13 protein-coding genes, 3 rRNA genes, 1 other RNA gene and 1 other annotated feature are annotated in these 14,613 nt (G+C 52.4%); of the genes, 15 read left to right on the top strand and 2 right to left on the bottom strand.

Going from position 1 to position 14,613, the window contains the following annotated elements; genetic code table 11:
- Nucleotides 1-343: ribosomal RNA gene (locus tag B1A75_RS17925) — 23S ribosomal RNA — on the top strand; the annotation flags it as partial.
- 105 nt (nt 344-448) lie between these two features.
- A 5S ribosomal RNA gene (rrf, locus tag B1A75_RS17920) occupies nt 449-565 on the top strand.
- Nucleotides 566-609: 44 nt separating this feature from the next.
- On the opposite strand, the gene B1A75_RS17915 is transcribed toward rrf, so the two are convergent.
- Nucleotides 610-1,587 carry a YaaC family protein gene (locus B1A75_RS17915; RefSeq protein ID WP_079936638.1) on the bottom strand — a complete coding sequence of 326 codons (978 nt, stop codon included), beginning with the start codon at nt 1,585-1,587 and terminating at the stop codon, nt 610-612.
- Nucleotides 1,588-1,713: 126 nt separating this feature from the next.
- Between B1A75_RS17915 and guaB the strand changes: the two genes are divergently transcribed.
- The 5 genes from guaB to serS all read left to right on the top strand — a co-directional run bounded on the left by guaB (nt 1,714) and on the right by serS (nt 7,830).
- Nucleotides 1,714-3,180 carry an IMP dehydrogenase gene (gene guaB, locus B1A75_RS17910; protein ID WP_074044716.1) on the top strand — a complete coding sequence of 489 codons (1,467 nt, stop codon included), beginning with the start codon at nt 1,714-1,716 and terminating at the stop codon, nt 3,178-3,180.
- Nucleotides 3,181-3,284: 104 nt separating this feature from the next.
- Entirely contained in the window at nt 3,285-4,643 is a 1,359-nt protein-coding gene (locus B1A75_RS17905; RefSeq protein WP_079936637.1) for a serine hydrolase, read from the top strand.
- A gap of 130 nt (nt 4,644-4,773) precedes the next feature.
- Nucleotides 4,774-5,658, top strand: a complete 885-nt coding sequence (gene pdxS / locus B1A75_RS17900) for a pyridoxal 5'-phosphate synthase lyase subunit PdxS (RefSeq protein WP_074044718.1) — start codon at nt 4,774-4,776, stop codon at nt 5,656-5,658.
- Nucleotides 5,659-5,682: 24 nt separating this feature from the next.
- Complete coding sequence (gene pdxT, locus B1A75_RS17895; protein WP_074044719.1) at nt 5,683-6,273, top strand: pyridoxal 5'-phosphate synthase glutaminase subunit PdxT; 591 nt, start codon at nt 5,683-5,685, stop codon at nt 6,271-6,273.
- A 9-nt stretch (nt 6,274-6,282) separates the two neighbouring features.
- Nucleotides 6,283-6,505, top strand: a binding site (T-box leader).
- Nucleotides 6,506-6,555: 50 nt separating this feature from the next.
- A complete protein-coding gene (serS, locus tag B1A75_RS17890; RefSeq protein WP_079936636.1) occupies nt 6,556-7,830 on the top strand; it encodes a serine--tRNA ligase in 1,275 nt (424 codons plus the stop codon).
- Between the two features lie 221 nt (nt 7,831-8,051).
- On the opposite strand, the gene B1A75_RS17885 is transcribed toward serS, so the two are convergent.
- Nucleotides 8,052-9,338, bottom strand: a complete 1,287-nt coding sequence (locus B1A75_RS17885) for a glycoside hydrolase family 18 protein (RefSeq protein ID WP_074044721.1) — start codon at nt 9,336-9,338, stop codon at nt 8,052-8,054.
- An 85-nt stretch (nt 9,339-9,423) separates the two neighbouring features.
- Here B1A75_RS17885 and tadA point away from each other — a divergent pair, with 85 nt between their 5' ends.
- The 8 genes from tadA to B1A75_RS17845 form a co-directional block, all read left to right on the top strand.
- Nucleotides 9,424-9,921 carry a tRNA adenosine(34) deaminase TadA gene (gene tadA, locus B1A75_RS17880; protein WP_074044722.1) on the top strand — a complete coding sequence of 166 codons (498 nt, stop codon included), beginning with the start codon at nt 9,424-9,426 and terminating at the stop codon, nt 9,919-9,921.
- Nucleotides 9,922-9,959: 38 nt separating this feature from the next.
- Nucleotides 9,960-10,224, top strand: an RNA gene (gene ffs / locus B1A75_RS17875) — signal recognition particle sRNA large type.
- 119 nt (nt 10,225-10,343) lie between these two features.
- Nucleotides 10,344-12,023, top strand: a complete 1,680-nt coding sequence (gene dnaX, locus B1A75_RS17870) for a DNA polymerase III subunit gamma/tau (RefSeq protein WP_074044723.1) — start codon at nt 10,344-10,346, stop codon at nt 12,021-12,023.
- Nucleotides 12,024-12,049: 26 nt separating this feature from the next.
- Nucleotides 12,050-12,373 carry a YbaB/EbfC family nucleoid-associated protein gene (locus B1A75_RS17865; protein WP_020279743.1) on the top strand — a complete coding sequence of 108 codons (324 nt, stop codon included), beginning with the start codon at nt 12,050-12,052 and terminating at the stop codon, nt 12,371-12,373.
- 9 nt (nt 12,374-12,382) lie between these two features.
- Nucleotides 12,383-12,979: a recombination mediator RecR gene (gene recR / locus B1A75_RS17860; RefSeq protein ID WP_012820426.1), complete on the top strand. Its 597-nt coding sequence runs from the start codon at nt 12,383-12,385 to the stop codon at nt 12,977-12,979.
- 23 nt (nt 12,980-13,002) lie between these two features.
- Nucleotides 13,003-13,227 (top strand): YaaL family protein, encoded by a 225-nt coding sequence (locus B1A75_RS17855; RefSeq protein ID WP_074044724.1) that lies wholly within the window; start codon nt 13,003-13,005, stop codon nt 13,225-13,227.
- 78 nt (nt 13,228-13,305) lie between these two features.
- Nucleotides 13,306-13,569 (top strand): pro-sigmaK processing inhibitor BofA family protein, encoded by a 264-nt coding sequence (locus B1A75_RS17850; RefSeq protein ID WP_011229537.1) that lies wholly within the window; start codon nt 13,306-13,308, stop codon nt 13,567-13,569.
- Between the two features lie 384 nt (nt 13,570-13,953).
- Nucleotides 13,954-14,613 (top strand): 16S ribosomal RNA (locus tag B1A75_RS17845); the annotation flags it as partial.

Below are 14,613 nucleotides of genomic sequence, written 5' to 3'. Positions count from 1 at the left end.
CCCCTTAAAGYGGTACGCCCGCTGGKTTCAGAACGTCGTGCGACAGTTCGGTCCCTATCCGTCGCGGGCGGAGGAAATTTGAGAGGAGCTGTCCTTAGTACGAGAGGACCGGGATGGACGCACCGCTGGTGTACCAGTTGTCCCGCCAGGGGCACCGCTGGGTAGCTATGTGCGGACGGGATAAGCGCTGAAAGCATCTAAGCGTGAAGCCCCCCTCAAGATGAGATTTCCCACCGCGCAAAGCGGGTAAGATCCCTCGAAGATGACGAGGTCGATAGGTCCGAGGTGGAAGCGTGGCGACACGTGGAGCTGACGGATACTAATCGATCGAGGGCTTGACCTATGAGCGGCTTCTTCCGACGGTTATCTAGTTTTGAAGGAATGAATTTCCTTCTTGACATTGTTTATTTTTCAAGTATAATAAATGATGTCAAAATCCAAACGCTTGCCTAGTGGCTATGGCGGAGGGGAAACACCCGTTCCCATCCCGAACACGGAAGTTAAGCCCTCCAGCGCCGATGGTAGTTGGGGCCAGCGCCCCTGCAAGAGTAGGTCGCTGCTAGGCGAAAATCCCCTGCTGTATATACAGCAGGGGATTTTCTATTTGATTCAACCCAAAAATTTTCGCATTAAGTATTCATGAAGCAGCAACGGAACTTTTTCCGCCGACACGGAGAGAAACTCGAGAATAAAAGTGTATGCCTTGCTCGGGTAAGAATGGAGAAGCTCGCTCCACCATTCCGTCTCATAGCGCGAAATCATGCTCAAGTTATACAGCAACAAGTAATGGGCGTGTATTTCTGGAAGCGAGAATGTTTTCTCTTTCTTGACTGGAATTCGGAGCGTACCGTCAAGATGGAATAAAAACGGACCTTCTCCGGCCGGCGACAGCGGCGATTCTATATGAAAATACAGAAATTCCCCTTCTTCTTTGGCGAACGAAAGCCGCTTTCCTTGTCCTTCTTCACGGAGATATTGGACAAAGCGGGACAACGACATATGATAGTGATCCAAAATCACTTTTGGGATGGCGAGCATCGGCGGCGAAGCAGTATGTACAACAGGCAAGGATAACGGTTTTTTTCGCCCGCTTAGAAGAAAAAACGTTTCATGCAGCTCGCTAATTCGTTGCAACAGCGCGCCCATGCGAAATTTTTCCCCAGCTTCTTGTTTCACATGAAACATTTTTTCAGAAAAATGTGCGAATAAACCGTTTTTTTGTATTTTCACTTCATCATCTAAAAATTCGTAGCCCTGTTTTTTTCGTTTTCTTGCTGATACACCGTGGGCCAAGACCGATGTCGATTCCGGGTAGTCGGGGTCGACAGTGAGCAGGCATGCCTTTAAGAGCTGCACCATGCCGTAAAACAAGAGAACCGGCTTGATGGACAGCGGCGCCTGCTGGGCAGCGGCGTAAAAGTTTTGCCCGTGTTCCAGGTAATATAAAAATGGGTAACAGTTCGCATAACTGCGTTGAACGGCGTCATCCCGCTGCAGTTGTTGATAGCATTGCCGCAAAAATTGCTGCGCAGTATCGGCCGAGCGGAAAACAGAAAGGCGAAACAGTTGACCGTGATTTCCGAACATTTTTACCCCCCTTACATAGAATTGTCTTGAAATAACTGAAAAGTTGGACATTTTCTTGATTCTCTTGACAGTAGTTTAACCAGTTGTTAAGCTACTAATAATATTTCCGGACAAGGGGGAGAAAACATGTGGGAAGCGAAATTCGCCAAGGAAGGATTGACGTTTGATGATGTTCTTCTCATCCCAGCAAAGTCGGACGTATTGCCGCGCGATGTTGATGTAACGACGAAGTTGAGCGATACGTTGCATCTGAACATCCCAATTCTCAGCGCCGGGATGGATACGGTCACCGAAGCGGAGATGGCGATTGCAATGGCGCGTCAAGGAGGCCTTGGCATCATTCACAAAAATATGTCGATCGAACAGCAGGCCGAGCAGGTCGACAAGGTGAAACGATCGGAACGAGGCGTCATTACGGATCCGTTTTTCCTAACACCGGATCATCAAGTGTATGATGCGGAACACTTAATGAGCAAATATCGGATCTCAGGGGTGCCAATCGTCAACAATCCCGAGGAGCAAAAATTGGTCGGCATTATTACGAACCGTGACTTGCGTTTCATTCAAGACTATTCGATTAAAATTTCCGAGGTAATGACGAAGGAAAACTTGATTACGGCTCCGGTGGGGACAACGTTGGAGGAAGCAGAGAAAATTTTGCAGCGACACAAGGTCGAAAAACTGCCTCTTGTTGATGAAAACGGCGTGCTGAAGGGATTAATTACGATCAAGGATATCGAAAAGGTTATTGAATTCCCGAATTCGGCGAAAGATGCGAAAGGGCGGCTGATTGTCGGGGCGGCCGTCGGGGTGACGGCGGACACGATGATCCGTGTCAAAAAGCTTGTTGAGGCGGGGGTTGACGTCATTGTCGTCGACACGGCGCACGGCCATTCGAAAGGCGTCCTTGAGACGGTGGCCAACATTCGACGCCAATACCCGGACTTGAACATCATCGCCGGCAATGTCGCGACAGCTGAAGGGACGCGCGACTTGATTGAGGCTGGGGCGAACATTATTAAAGTCGGAATCGGTCCTGGGTCCATCTGCACGACCCGGGTTGTCGCCGGGGTTGGGGTGCCGCAAATTACCGCGATCTACGACTGTGCGACTGAGGCGCGCAAACACGGTGTCCCGATCATCGCTGACGGGGGGATCAAATATTCCGGCGACATTGTGAAGGCGATTGCGGCTGGGGCGCATGCGGTTATGCTCGGCAGCTTGCTTGCTGGTGTTTCCGAAAGCCCAGGTGAGACGGAAATTTACCAAGGCCGCCGCTTTAAGGTGTACCGGGGCATGGGATCGGTCGCAGCCATGGAGCGCGGCAGCAAAGACCGCTATTTCCAAGAAGATGCGAAAAAGTTTGTCCCGGAAGGCATCGAGGGACGCGTTCCGTACAAAGGGCCGCTTGCCGACACGATTTATCAGCTTGTCGGTGGGTTGCGCGCCGGCATGGGCTATTGTGGAACACGCAATTTGGAAGAGTTGCGCGAAAAAACGCAGTTTATCCGCATGACGAGCGCCGGGCTTCGTGAAAGCCATCCGCATGACGTGCAAATTACGAAAGAAGCGCCGAACTACTCTGCTTTTTGATCGGAGTTGTGCCGATCGGCTCAACTTTGACGGAGACATGTCCTCCGTCTATTTTTTTGGTCGACGGTATGTTACAATAACGGTTGTGTGAGGAGGGTGTCATTGTGAGGAGGAGAAAACAAAACTGGTTGTTTTGGCTGCTGTCGATTTGCCTTTGTTTAACGTTTGGTCCGTTTCAACAGACGGTGAAGGCGGAAAGCGCCCCGCTTGACATCCGGGCGGACGCTGCGATTTTAGTGGATGCGCAAACGGGAAGAATTTTGTATGAAAAAAATATCGATACAGTGCTTGGGATTGCCAGCATGACGAAAATGATGACCGAGTATTTGCTTCTTGACGCCATTAAGGCGAATCGCGTCAAGTGGGATCAAACGTACACGCCAAGCGATTACGTGTACCGGCTGTCGCAAGACCGGGCGCTGTCCAATGTCCCGTTGCGAAAAGATGGCAAGTATACGGTGCGTGAGCTGTACGAGGCGATGGCTATTTATTCGGCGAACGGGGCTACGGTCGCAATTGCCGAAATCATCGCCGGATCAGAGAAAAATTTTGTAAAAATGATGAACGACAAGGCGAAGGAACTCGGACTGAAAGATTATAAATTTGTCAACGCAACTGGATTAAGCAATGAGGATTTAAAAGGATTTCATCCAGAAGGGACAAGTACAAATGAGGAAAATGTCATGTCTGCACGGTCGATGGCGATGCTTGCTTACCAGTTGCTGAAGGATCATCCGGAAGTGCTGAAGACGGCAAGCATTCCTCATAAAATGTTCCGAGAAGGAACGGAAGACGAAATCAAAATGGACAACTGGAATTGGATGCTGCCTGGGCTTGTGTACGGATATGAAGGTGTAGACGGGTTGAAAACCGGCTATACGGAATTTGCCGGCAACTGTTTCACCGGGACGGCGAAACGAAACGGCGTCCGCCTTATTTCGGTCGTCATGAACGCGAAAGATGCAAGCGGGAAAACAACAAAAGAGGCGCGCTTTAAAGAGACAGAAAAACTATTTAACTACGGATTCAACCAATACTCCCTCGAGACGCTTTATCCAAAAGGGTACCAGCTGAAAGGAAAAGAAACGCTTCCGGTCGTGAAAGGGAAAGAAAAAGAGGTTCGTGTCGCGACAGGGAAGAATCTGGATCTGCTTGTGAAAAACGGCGAGGAAAAACAATACAAACCTGTATATGTGTTGAATAAGAAAAAAATGACAAAAGAAGGAAAGCTAGTCGCCCCTTTGAAAAAAGGGGAAACGGTTGGATATATGACGCTCGAATATAAAGGGGACGACGCCCTCGCCTTCTTAAGCCCAGACATGCAAAAAAACATCCGTGTGCCGCTTGTCACAACAGCTGAAGTCGAAAAAGCCAATTGGTTTGTTCTTTCGATGCGCGCGGTCGGCGGACTGTTTGTTGACTTATGGACAAGTGTCGCCAAAACAGTGAAAGGCTGGTTGTAAAATCGACTCCCCTTGATGGGGAGCTTTTTTCCATTGTGATTTTTGTAAAAATTGAGGTAAAATAAAACAGTGGAATCGTCCTTTTGCATGCCTCGCAAAGCATAAGGATTAGGAATAGGGGGAATCAACGTTGGCATTGACAGGTACGGACCGCGTCAAACGCGGCATGGCGGAAATGCAAAAAGGCGGCGTCATCATGGACGTCGTAAACGCAGAACAGGCGAAAATCGCTGAAGCGGCAGGGGCTGTCGCGGTTATGGCGCTCGAGCGCGTCCCGGCGGACATTCGCGCCGCTGGCGGTGTCGCGCGCATGGCTGACCCGACGGTGATCGAAGAAGTGATGAACGCCGTTTCGATCCCGGTCATGGCGAAAGTGCGGATCGGCCACTACGTCGAGGCGCGCGTCTTAGAGGCGCTTGGCGTCGACTACATTGACGAAAGCGAAGTATTAACGCCGGCTGATGAGGAATTCCATATTGACAAACGGCAGTTTACCGTTCCGTTCGTGTGCGGTTGCCGCGACTTAGGGGAAGCGGCGCGCCGCATTGCGGAAGGGGCATCGATGTTGCGGACGAAAGGGGAGCCGGGGACAGGCAACATCGTTGAGGCCGTGCGCCATATGCGCAAAGTTAACGCGCAAATTCGCAAAGTCGTCAACATGAGCGAAGATGAGCTTGTCGCTGAGGCGAAACAGCTTGGGGCTCCGGTTGAGGTGCTGCGCGAGATCAAGCGGCTTGGACGCCTCCCGGTCGTCAACTTTGCCGCTGGCGGTGTCGCGACACCGGCTGACGCGGCCTTGATGATGCACTTGGGCGCGGACGGCGTCTTTGTTGGGTCGGGAATTTTCAAATCGGAAAACCCGGAAAAATATGCGCGCGCGATCGTAGAGGCGACGACCCATTACGAAGATTATGAACTGATCGCCCACTTGTCGAAAGGGTTGGGCAGCGCGATGCGCGGCATCGATGTCGCGACATTGTTGCCGGAGCACCGGATGCAAGAACGCGGCTGGTAAGCTAGATAAAGGAGCAAAGCAACGATGAAAATTGGTGTACTTGGACTGCAGGGAGCTGTGCGGGAGCATGTCCGCGCCATTGAGGCGTGCGGCGCCGAGGCGGTCGTCGTGAAAAAGCCGGAGCAGCTTGAAGGGGTGGATGGGCTTGTGCTGCCGGGCGGCGAAAGCACAACGATGCGGCGGCTCATCGACCGCTATGGGCTGATGGAGCCGCTCAAGCAATTTGCCGCTGCCGGCAAGCCGATGTTCGGCACGTGCGCTGGACTCATTTTGCTGGCGAAGCGGATTGTCGGCTATGACGAGCCACATTTAGGATTAATGGACATTACAGTCGAGCGGAACTCGTTCGGCCGGCAGCGGGAGAGCTTTGAAGCCGAGTTGTTGATCAAAGGCATCGGCGATGGCTTTGTCGGCGTCTTCATCCGCGCTCCGCATATCGTGGAGGTCGGGGACGGGGTCGATGTCTTGGCGACATACAATGACCGCATTGTCGCCGCTCGGCAAGGACAGTTTCTCGGCTGTTCGTTCCATCCAGAGCTGACCGATGACCATCGATTGATGCAATACTTCCTAAACATGGTCAAAGAAGCGAAAATGGCGTCAAGCCTCAAGTAAAGCGATAAAGCGAAAGCGATGAGAGGAACGAGTAGCGGGATGCCTTTCTTATCAGAGAGCCGGTGGTAGGTGCGAACCGGCAGGGAGAGCCTGTGAATCCATCCTCGAGCAAAACGCTGAACCGTCCAAACAGGCCAGTAGGCGTTTTCGGCCGCCGCCGTTATCGGCATGAGTGGAAGGCATGATTGGCCTTCAATAAGGGTGGCACCGCGGGATTGCTCCCGTCCCTTTTGGGGACGGGGGCTTTCTTTGTATAATAAAAGGCGAAGGAGGTAGAAAACGGTGCTGGATATGAAAGTATTGCGCACTCAGTTTCAAGAAGTAAAGGAAAAATTAATGCAACGCGGCGGGGATTTGACGAACATCGACCGCTTTGAACAATTGGACAAAGACCGCCGCCGCTTGATCGCGGAAGTCGAAGAGCTGAAAAGCAAGCGCAACGATGTGTCGCAGCAAATCGCCGTCCTAAAGCGCGAGAAAAAGGACGCCGAGCCGCTGATTGCCCAAATGCGTGAAGTCGGCGACCGCATTAAACAAATGGACGAACAAATCCGCCAGATTGAAGGAGAGCTCGACGATCTTCTTTTGTCGATTCCAAATGTGCCGCACGAATCAGTGCCGGTCGGTCACTCAGAAGAGGACAATGTTGAAGTGCGGAGATGGGGAGAGCCGCGTTCGTTTTCGTTTGAGCCGAAACCGCATTGGGAAATCGCTGATCGGCTCGGTTTGCTCGACTTTGAGCGAGCTGCTAAAGTGGCGGGAAGCCGGTTTGTCTTTTATAAAGGGTTAGGGGCGCGGCTTGAGCGGGCGCTCATCAACTTTATGCTTGACATCCATCTCGATGAATTTGGCTACGAAGAAGTGTTGCCGCCATATTTAGTGAACCGGGCGAGCATGATCGGAACCGGACAGTTGCCGAAATTTGCCGAGGATGCGTTCCATTTGGACAGCGAAGATTATTTTCTCATTCCGACCGCTGAGGTGCCGGTGACGAACCTGCATCGCGACGAAATTTTGGCCGCCGATGATTTGCCGATTTACTATGCGGCCTACAGCGCCTGCTTCCGTGCTGAAGCCGGGTCGGCCGGCCGCGACACGAGAGGGCTGATCCGTCAGCATCAGTTCAATAAAGTAGAGCTAGTAAAATTTGTAAAACCAGAGGACTCGTACGATGAATTGGAAAAGCTGACGCGTCAGGCAGAGACGATTTTGCAACGGCTCGGGCTTCCGTATCGCGTTGTCGCCTTGTGCACCGGAGACCTCGGGTTCTCGGCGGCGAAAACGTACGATATTGAAGTTTGGCTGCCAAGTTACGGAACGTACCGGGAAATTTCGTCGTGCAGCAACTTTGAGGCATTTCAAGCGCGCCGCGCCAACATCCGCTTCCGTCGAGATCCGAAAGCGAAACCGGAGTACGTGCATACGTTAAACGGTTCGGGGCTGGCCATTGGGCGGACGGTCGCCGCTATTTTGGAAAACTACCAGCAAGAAGACGGCTCGGTCATCGTTCCGGAAGCGCTTCGTCCGTACATGGGGAATCGGGACGTCATTTGCTGAGGAAAGGCGCTTGAGGCAAATCGTTGGTTGACTTTTCCCGACTGCCGTGTTATAGTGAATGACGTTGGCAATGAGGAACAAAACGTCTTGTTCTCGGCCAAACCGATGACGAAGAAGACTGACGCGCATAAAAGGAGATTGTCGTCTGAAACGGCTGTGACCGCCGAAAGCCGTTTCCCATCATAAAAAACCCGCCCTTGACCGGCGGGTTTTTTATGCCTTTATTTTTTTACAACGGTAAACTGATCAGCGATCAGCAGCCAGTTTTGTGGAAAATCAAGGCCAAGTTTCCAATAGCTGACCCCGCGCAAGCCAAGTTTCTTCACGAGATGAAATTTTGCTTGGATAGAGCGGGCGTCTTCAAACCATACTTCATGAACGCGGCCATTTTCGTCGCGATAGCGAAAATGCGGCGCCTGCGCCTCCATATCGTATTCGATGGCGACGTTATACTTTGCGGCGAGGGCGATGGCTTGCTGCGGGCTGATGGCTTGGGCGTACGGGCCGCCGGGTACATATGGCAGCGTCCAGTCGTAGCCATACAAGTTTTGCCCCATCAAAATTTTTCCGGCTGGCATTTCAGAGATGGCGTACTCGAGAACGCGGCGGACCGGGCCGATCGGGGACACCGGCATCGGCGGCCCGCCGCTGTAGCCCCATTCATACGTCATGATCACGACAAAGTCGACAATTTGTCCATGGGCGCGGTAGTCGTGTGCTTCGTACCAACGTCCGCGCTGGGTCGCGCTCGTTTTCGGCGCTAAGGCGGTCGACATCATCCACCCTTCTTGTTCAAACCGCCGTTTCGCTTTGCGCAAAAACGCGTTATACGCCTCGCGGTCTTCCGGGCGCAAATATTCAAAATCAAAATGGATGTCGCGGAAGCCATACCGTCTAGCGGTCGCGACAATGTTGTCGAGCAGACGGTTTTGCAGCGTTTTGTTTGTTAAAATAAGCGCGCCGAGCTCATCGCTGAACTGCCCGTTTTCAATGTTGGCGACAACCATAACGAGCGTGACGTGGTTGGCGCGGGCAATATCCGGAAAGTCGTCAAGCGGCGGCTCTTGCAATGTCGCGTCGCGCCGGATCGCAAAATAAAAAGGACTCAAATAGGTCAAATACGGAGCGGCTTCGCGAGCGCTCGCCTCCAGCGCTGGGCTGACAGTCGCGCCTCGCGGTTCAATATAGGCGTTAAACTCCGCTCTTCGCTTGGCGCCGGGCGGTATATAAAGCCGCTGCCCGACCTTAAGCGGAGCGTTTAAGGAGAGGCGATTCACTTCGGCAAGCCGCTGCATCGGAATCGAAAATCGGCGTGCAATCGACCATAACGTGTCGCCGCGCTGCACCCAGTAAAAACGACCGACGATCGGAATCACGAGCGCCTGGCCGACAACGAGTTTATCAGGGTTTGGAAGCTTGTTGGCCCGGACAATTTCTTCCACCGTGGTCCCGTATGCCTCAGCAATTCCACTTAACGTTTGTCCACTCTGCACTACGTGGATTTGCATACTTGACCTCCTAGTTGCGTCTTTATTCTCCATATTCTATGATGAAAAGAAAGGAGAAATGACCGTTTGTGTGAAGGGGTATACGATGAACACCGACGAGTACTACATGCGATTGGCAATGGAAGAAGCAAAAAAAGCGGAGCAGATCGGCGAAGTGCCGATCGGCGCTGTCATCGTTCAGGATGGCCGTGTCATCGCCCGCGCTCATAATTTGCGGGAAACCAAACAACGCGCCATCGCTCATGCAGAAATTTTGGCGATCGATGAAGCATGCCGGGCAACCGGTTCATGGCGGCTTGAGCGGGCGACGTTGTACGTAACGCTTGAACCGTGCGCCATGTGCGCAGGCGCCATTGTTCTTTCCCGCATCGAACGGGTCGTGTTTGGCGCGTTTGACCCGAAGGGAGGGTGCGCGGGGACGTTGATGAACTTATTGCAGGAAAGCCGATTTAACCATCAGGCTGAGGTGGTAAGCGGCGTGCTTGCTGACGAGTGTGGTTCACTGTTGAGCCAATTTTTTCGACGATTGCGCGAACAAAAGAGAAATGTTGGCGGAAGTGCCAACGAAAATTCCGTCGATTGACATTGCATTTTTTCCGCAGACGAGCTATACTGATAGTGCCGTGCTAAGCGGGGAGGTAGCGGTGCCCTGTACTCGCAATCCGCTCTAGCGAGGCTGAATTCCTTCTCGAGGTTAGTCTGTTGCGAGGTCTGTCTCAAGCAAGTGGTGTTGACGTCTGGGTCCCGCGCAATGGGATTCCGTGAACCCTGTCAGGTCCGGAAGGAAGCAGCAGTAAGCGGATGCTCCCATGTGCCGCGGGGGCGCCTGGGCTGAGCTAACTGCTTGAGCAACGCTCGGGGCAGCTAATCGACAGAAGGTGCACGGCTTTACCATAACGGACGGAAGGGAAAACCCACTCATGACGAGTGGGTTTTTTGTTATTTTAAATTACAATAGGAAGTTATATAATAGATAGGACGAGAGGAAGAGGAGGGCCGTTTTCCGTGGCATACCAAGCGTTATATCGCGTGTTTCGGCCGCAGCGCTTTGCGGACATGGTCGGCCAGGAACACGTGACCAAGACGTTGCAAAGCGCCCTGCTTCAACATAAAATATCGCACGCCTACTTATTTTCTGGCCCGCGCGGTACAGGAAAAACGAGCGCAGCGAAAATTTTCGCCAAGGCGGTCAACTGTGAACAGACGCCAGCGGCGGAGCCATGCAATGAGTGTCCAGCTTGCCTCGGTATTACGAACGGAACGGTTCCCGATGTGCTGGAAATTGACGCCGCTTCCAACAACCGCGTCGATGAAATTCGTGATATCCGTGAGAAGGTGAAGTTTGCGCCGACGTCGGTCCGCTACAAAGTGTACATCATCGACGAGGTGCATATGCTGTCGATCGGTGCGTTTAACGCGCTGTTGAAAACGTTGGAGGAGCCGCCGAAACACGTCATTTTCATTTTGGCCACGACCGAGCCGCACAAAATTCCGGCGACGATCATTTCCCGCTGTCAACGGTTCGATTTTCGCCGCATCCCGCTTCCGGCGATCGTTTCACGGCTAAAGTATGTAGCAAGCGCCCAAGGTGTCGAGGCGTCCGATGAGGCATTGTCCGCCATCGCCCGTGCTGCAGACGGGGGGATGCGCGATGCGCTCAGCTTGCTTGACCAAGCCATTTCGTTCAGCGATGGGAAACTTCGGCTCGACGACGTGCTGGCGATGACCGGGGCCGCATCATTTGCCGCCTTATCGAGCTTCATCGACGCCATCCACCGCAAAGATACAGCGGCGGTTCTTCAGCAGTTGGAAACAATGATGGCGCAAGGGAAAGATCCGAATCGTTTGATTGAAGACTTAATTTTGTATTATCGTGACTTATTGCTGTACAAAACTGCTCCACATGTGGAAGGAGCGATTCAAATCGCTGTCGTTGACGAAGCGTTCACTTCACTGTCGGAAACGATTCCGGTTTCGGATTTATACGAGGCCATCGAGTCGCTGAACAAAAGCCAGCAAGAGATGAAGTGGACAAACCACCCGCGCCTTCTGTTGGAAGTGGCGCTTGTGAAGCTTTGCCATCCATCAGCCGCCGCGCCGTCGCTGTCCGCTTCCGAGTTGGAACCGTTGGTAAAGCGGATCGAAACGCTGGAGGCGGAATTGCGGCGCCTGAAGGAACAACCGCCTGCCCCTCCGTCGGCTGCCGCGCCGGTGAAAAAACCGTCCAAACCGACGAAAACGGGGGGATATAAAGCGCCGGTCAGCCGCATTTACGAGCTGTTGAAACAGGCGACGCATGAAGATTTGGCTTTGGTGAAAGGATGCTGGGCGGATGTGCTCGACACGTTGAAGCGGCAGCATAAAGTGTCGCACGCCGCCTTGCTACAAGAGAGCGAGCCGGTTGCAGCGAGCGCCTCAGCGTTTGTGTTAAAATTCAAATACGAAATCCACTGCAAAATGGCGACCGATCCCACAAGTTCGGTCAAAGAAAACGTCGAAGCGATTTTGTTTGAGCTGACAAACCGCCGCTTTGAAATGGTAGCCATTCCGGAGGGAGAATGGGGAAAAATAAGAGAAGAGTTCATCCGCAATAAGGACGCAAAGACGGAAAAAAGCGAAGAAGATCCGTTAATCGCCGAAGCGAAGCGGCTGTTTGGCGAAGAGCTGATCGAAATTAAAGAATAAACCGTTTAAAGGAGGATGCCAAGATGATGCGTGGCGGAATGGGCAATATGCAAAAAATGTTAAAACAAATGCAAAAAATGCAAAAAGAAATGCAAAAAGCGCAGGAAGAGCTGGCGGAAAAAACGGTGGAAGGCACAGCGGGCGGCGGCATGGTGACCGTTGTCGCTAACGGTCATAAACAAATTTTAGAAGTCAAAATTAAAGAGGAAGTCGTCGACCCAGACGATATTGAAATGCTGCAAGATTTGATTTTGGCGGCGACAAACGATGCGTTGAAAAAAGCGGATGAGTTGGCTAATGAAATGATGGGGCAGTTTACGAAAGGACTTAACATTCCAGGGTTGTTCTAGGGGGAACGTATGCATTATCCAGAACCGCTATCGAAGTTGATTGACAGCTTTATGAAACTGCCCGGCATCGGCCCGAAAACGGCTGCCCGCCTTGCATTTCATGTGCTGGCGATGAAAGAAGACACCGTGCTTGAGTTTGCCAAAGCGCTCGTTGATGTCAAGCGGCATATTCATTATTGCACGATTTGCGGGCATATTACAGATACAGACCCTTGCTACATCTGCAAAGACGAGCGGCGCGACCGGACGACGATTTGCGTTGTTCAGGATCCGAAAGATGTCATCGCCATGGAGAGGATGAAAGAATACAACGGCCTGTACCACGTGTTGCACGGGGCCATCTCGCCGATGGAAGGCATCGGACCGGAAGATATTAAAATCGCCGAGCTGCTCACGCGATTGCAAGATGAGACGATCCAAGAGGTGATTTTAGCGACCGACCCGAACATTGAGGGAGAGGCAACGGCGATGTACATCTCCCGCCTGTTGAAGCCGACAGGAATCAAAGTCACCCGCATCGCCCATGGCTTGCCGGTCGGCGGCGACTTGGAGTATGCGGACGAAGTGACGTTATCAAAGGCGTTGGAAGGGCGCCGTGAGCTATAGAGAGAAAGAAGGTGGGGATCGGTTTGTTATGGCGGCGAAAGGGGAAACTAAAGAGACAATTTGATGAAAAGTTAATGGCTGAACTGCAAAAGGCTAGAACTGAATGGTTTGAGCAGAAACAACTCATCGAAAAAAGCGTCGATCCGTCTCCGGAGGTGCTGAGCGCATTGCAGCTCGCTGAGGCCAAATATTTTTTCCTCCTCCGCGAAGCGAAGCACCGCCGCATCACACTTAAGGAAGTGCGTTAACTTCCTTATTTTTTTGTTCTTTTTTCCCCTGTTTCTCATACGTTGGTAGTACAAGCGTGCAAAAAGGGGGTTCAAACGTTGGAGCCGAAAGTCGTCATTACCGTGTTGCTGGCGCTTATCGCCGTTTTGCTTATCGTCGGTGCCCGCCTCAAAGCGCTTCGCCTGATTGGCTACGCTGCTATCCGCCTGATCGTCGGGGCGCTCGCGCTGTTTGTCATCAACGCCATCGGCGGGCATTTTAATATCCATATTCCGATTAACCTCGTCACCTCAATCGTTTGTGGATTTCTTGGCCTCCCTGGAGCGGCAGCGTTAATCGTGATTGACCGATATATTTTGTAGGCATCATTATTCAAGATGCCTTTTATTTTTTTGTTTAAAAGTTATTGACTTTTATATGATAATACATTATATTAATAAATGTCGCTGTTCATGAAAGATATGTTGACAGCAAAGTAAATGATATGTATAATAATAAAAGTGTGCAAGATAAACAAGTTCCTTGAAAACTAAACAAAACGCAAGCGTCATAAGAAAAGCGGAGGCGCCGTAATTTCGCCTAAAGGCAGCCCGCGTCCTGCGGGCAACGGCGAAATATCGCCATCCTGGCGATCTCGAAGCCAAATGTTCTTCACCCGCTGGGGTGCTTGCACCCCGAGGGGGAAGGTGATTTGGCAGAAGAGAGCTAGGCGCCGAAGCTAGACAATGCGAAAAGCTGATCAATTTTCTTTGGAGAGTTTGATCCTGGCTCAGGACGAACGCTGGCGGCGTGCCTAATACATGCAAGTCGAGCGGACTGGATTGGAGCTTGCTCTGATTCGGTCAGCGGCGGACGGGTGAGTAACACGTGGGCAACCTGCCCGCAAGACCGGGATAACTCCGGGAAACCGGAGCTAATACCGGATAACACCGAAGACCGCATGGTCTTTGGTTGAAAGGCGGCGCAAGCTGTCACTTGCGGATGGGCCCGCGGCGCATTAGCTAGTTGGTGAGGTAACGGCTCACCAAGGCGACGATGCGTAGCCGGCCTGAGAGGGTGACCGGCCACACTGGGACTGAGACACGGCCCAGACTCCTACGGGAGGCAGCAGTAGGGAATCTTCCGCAATGGGCGAAAGCCTGACGGAGCGACGCCGCGTGAGCGAAGAAGGCCTTCGGGTCGTAAAGCTCTGTTGTGAGGGACGAAGGAGCGCCGTTCGAAGAGGGCGGCGCGGTGACGGTACCTCACGAGGAAGCCCCGGCTAACTACGTGCCAGCAGCCGCGGTAATACGTAGGGGGCGAGCGTTGTCCGGAATTATTGGGCGTAAAGCGCGCGCAGGCGGTTCCTTAAGTATGATGTGAAAGCCCACGGCTCAACCGTGGAGGGGCCTTGGAAACTGGKGGAC

It is taken from the genome of Geobacillus sp. LEMMY01 (assembly GCF_002042905.1).
Classification (GTDB): domain Bacteria; phylum Bacillota; class Bacilli; order Bacillales; family Anoxybacillaceae; genus Geobacillus; species Geobacillus proteiniphilus.
The sequence above is the reverse complement of the archived record's forward strand: the minus strand, read 5'-3'. Positions and strand labels throughout refer to the sequence as shown.

Coding starts and splice junctions, on each gene's coding strand:
- B1A75_RS17885 (WP_074044721.1), bottom strand. CDS start 9,338: ATGCAAATCCACGTAGTGCAGAGTGGACAAACGTTAAGTGGAATTGCT.
- tadA (WP_074044722.1), top strand. CDS start 9,424: ATGAACACCGACGAGTACTACATGCGATTGGCAATGGAAGAAGCAAAA.
- recR (WP_012820426.1), top strand. CDS start 12,383: ATGCATTATCCAGAACCGCTATCGAAGTTGATTGACAGCTTTATGAAA.
- guaB (WP_074044716.1), top strand. CDS start 1,714: ATGTGGGAAGCGAAATTCGCCAAGGAAGGATTGACGTTTGATGATGTT.
- B1A75_RS17915 (WP_079936638.1), bottom strand. CDS start 1,587: ATGTTCGGAAATCACGGTCAACTGTTTCGCCTTTCTGTTTTCCGCTCG.
- pdxT (WP_074044719.1), top strand. CDS start 5,683: ATGAAAATTGGTGTACTTGGACTGCAGGGAGCTGTGCGGGAGCATGTC.
- B1A75_RS17865 (WP_020279743.1), top strand. CDS start 12,050: ATGCGTGGCGGAATGGGCAATATGCAAAAAATGTTAAAACAAATGCAA.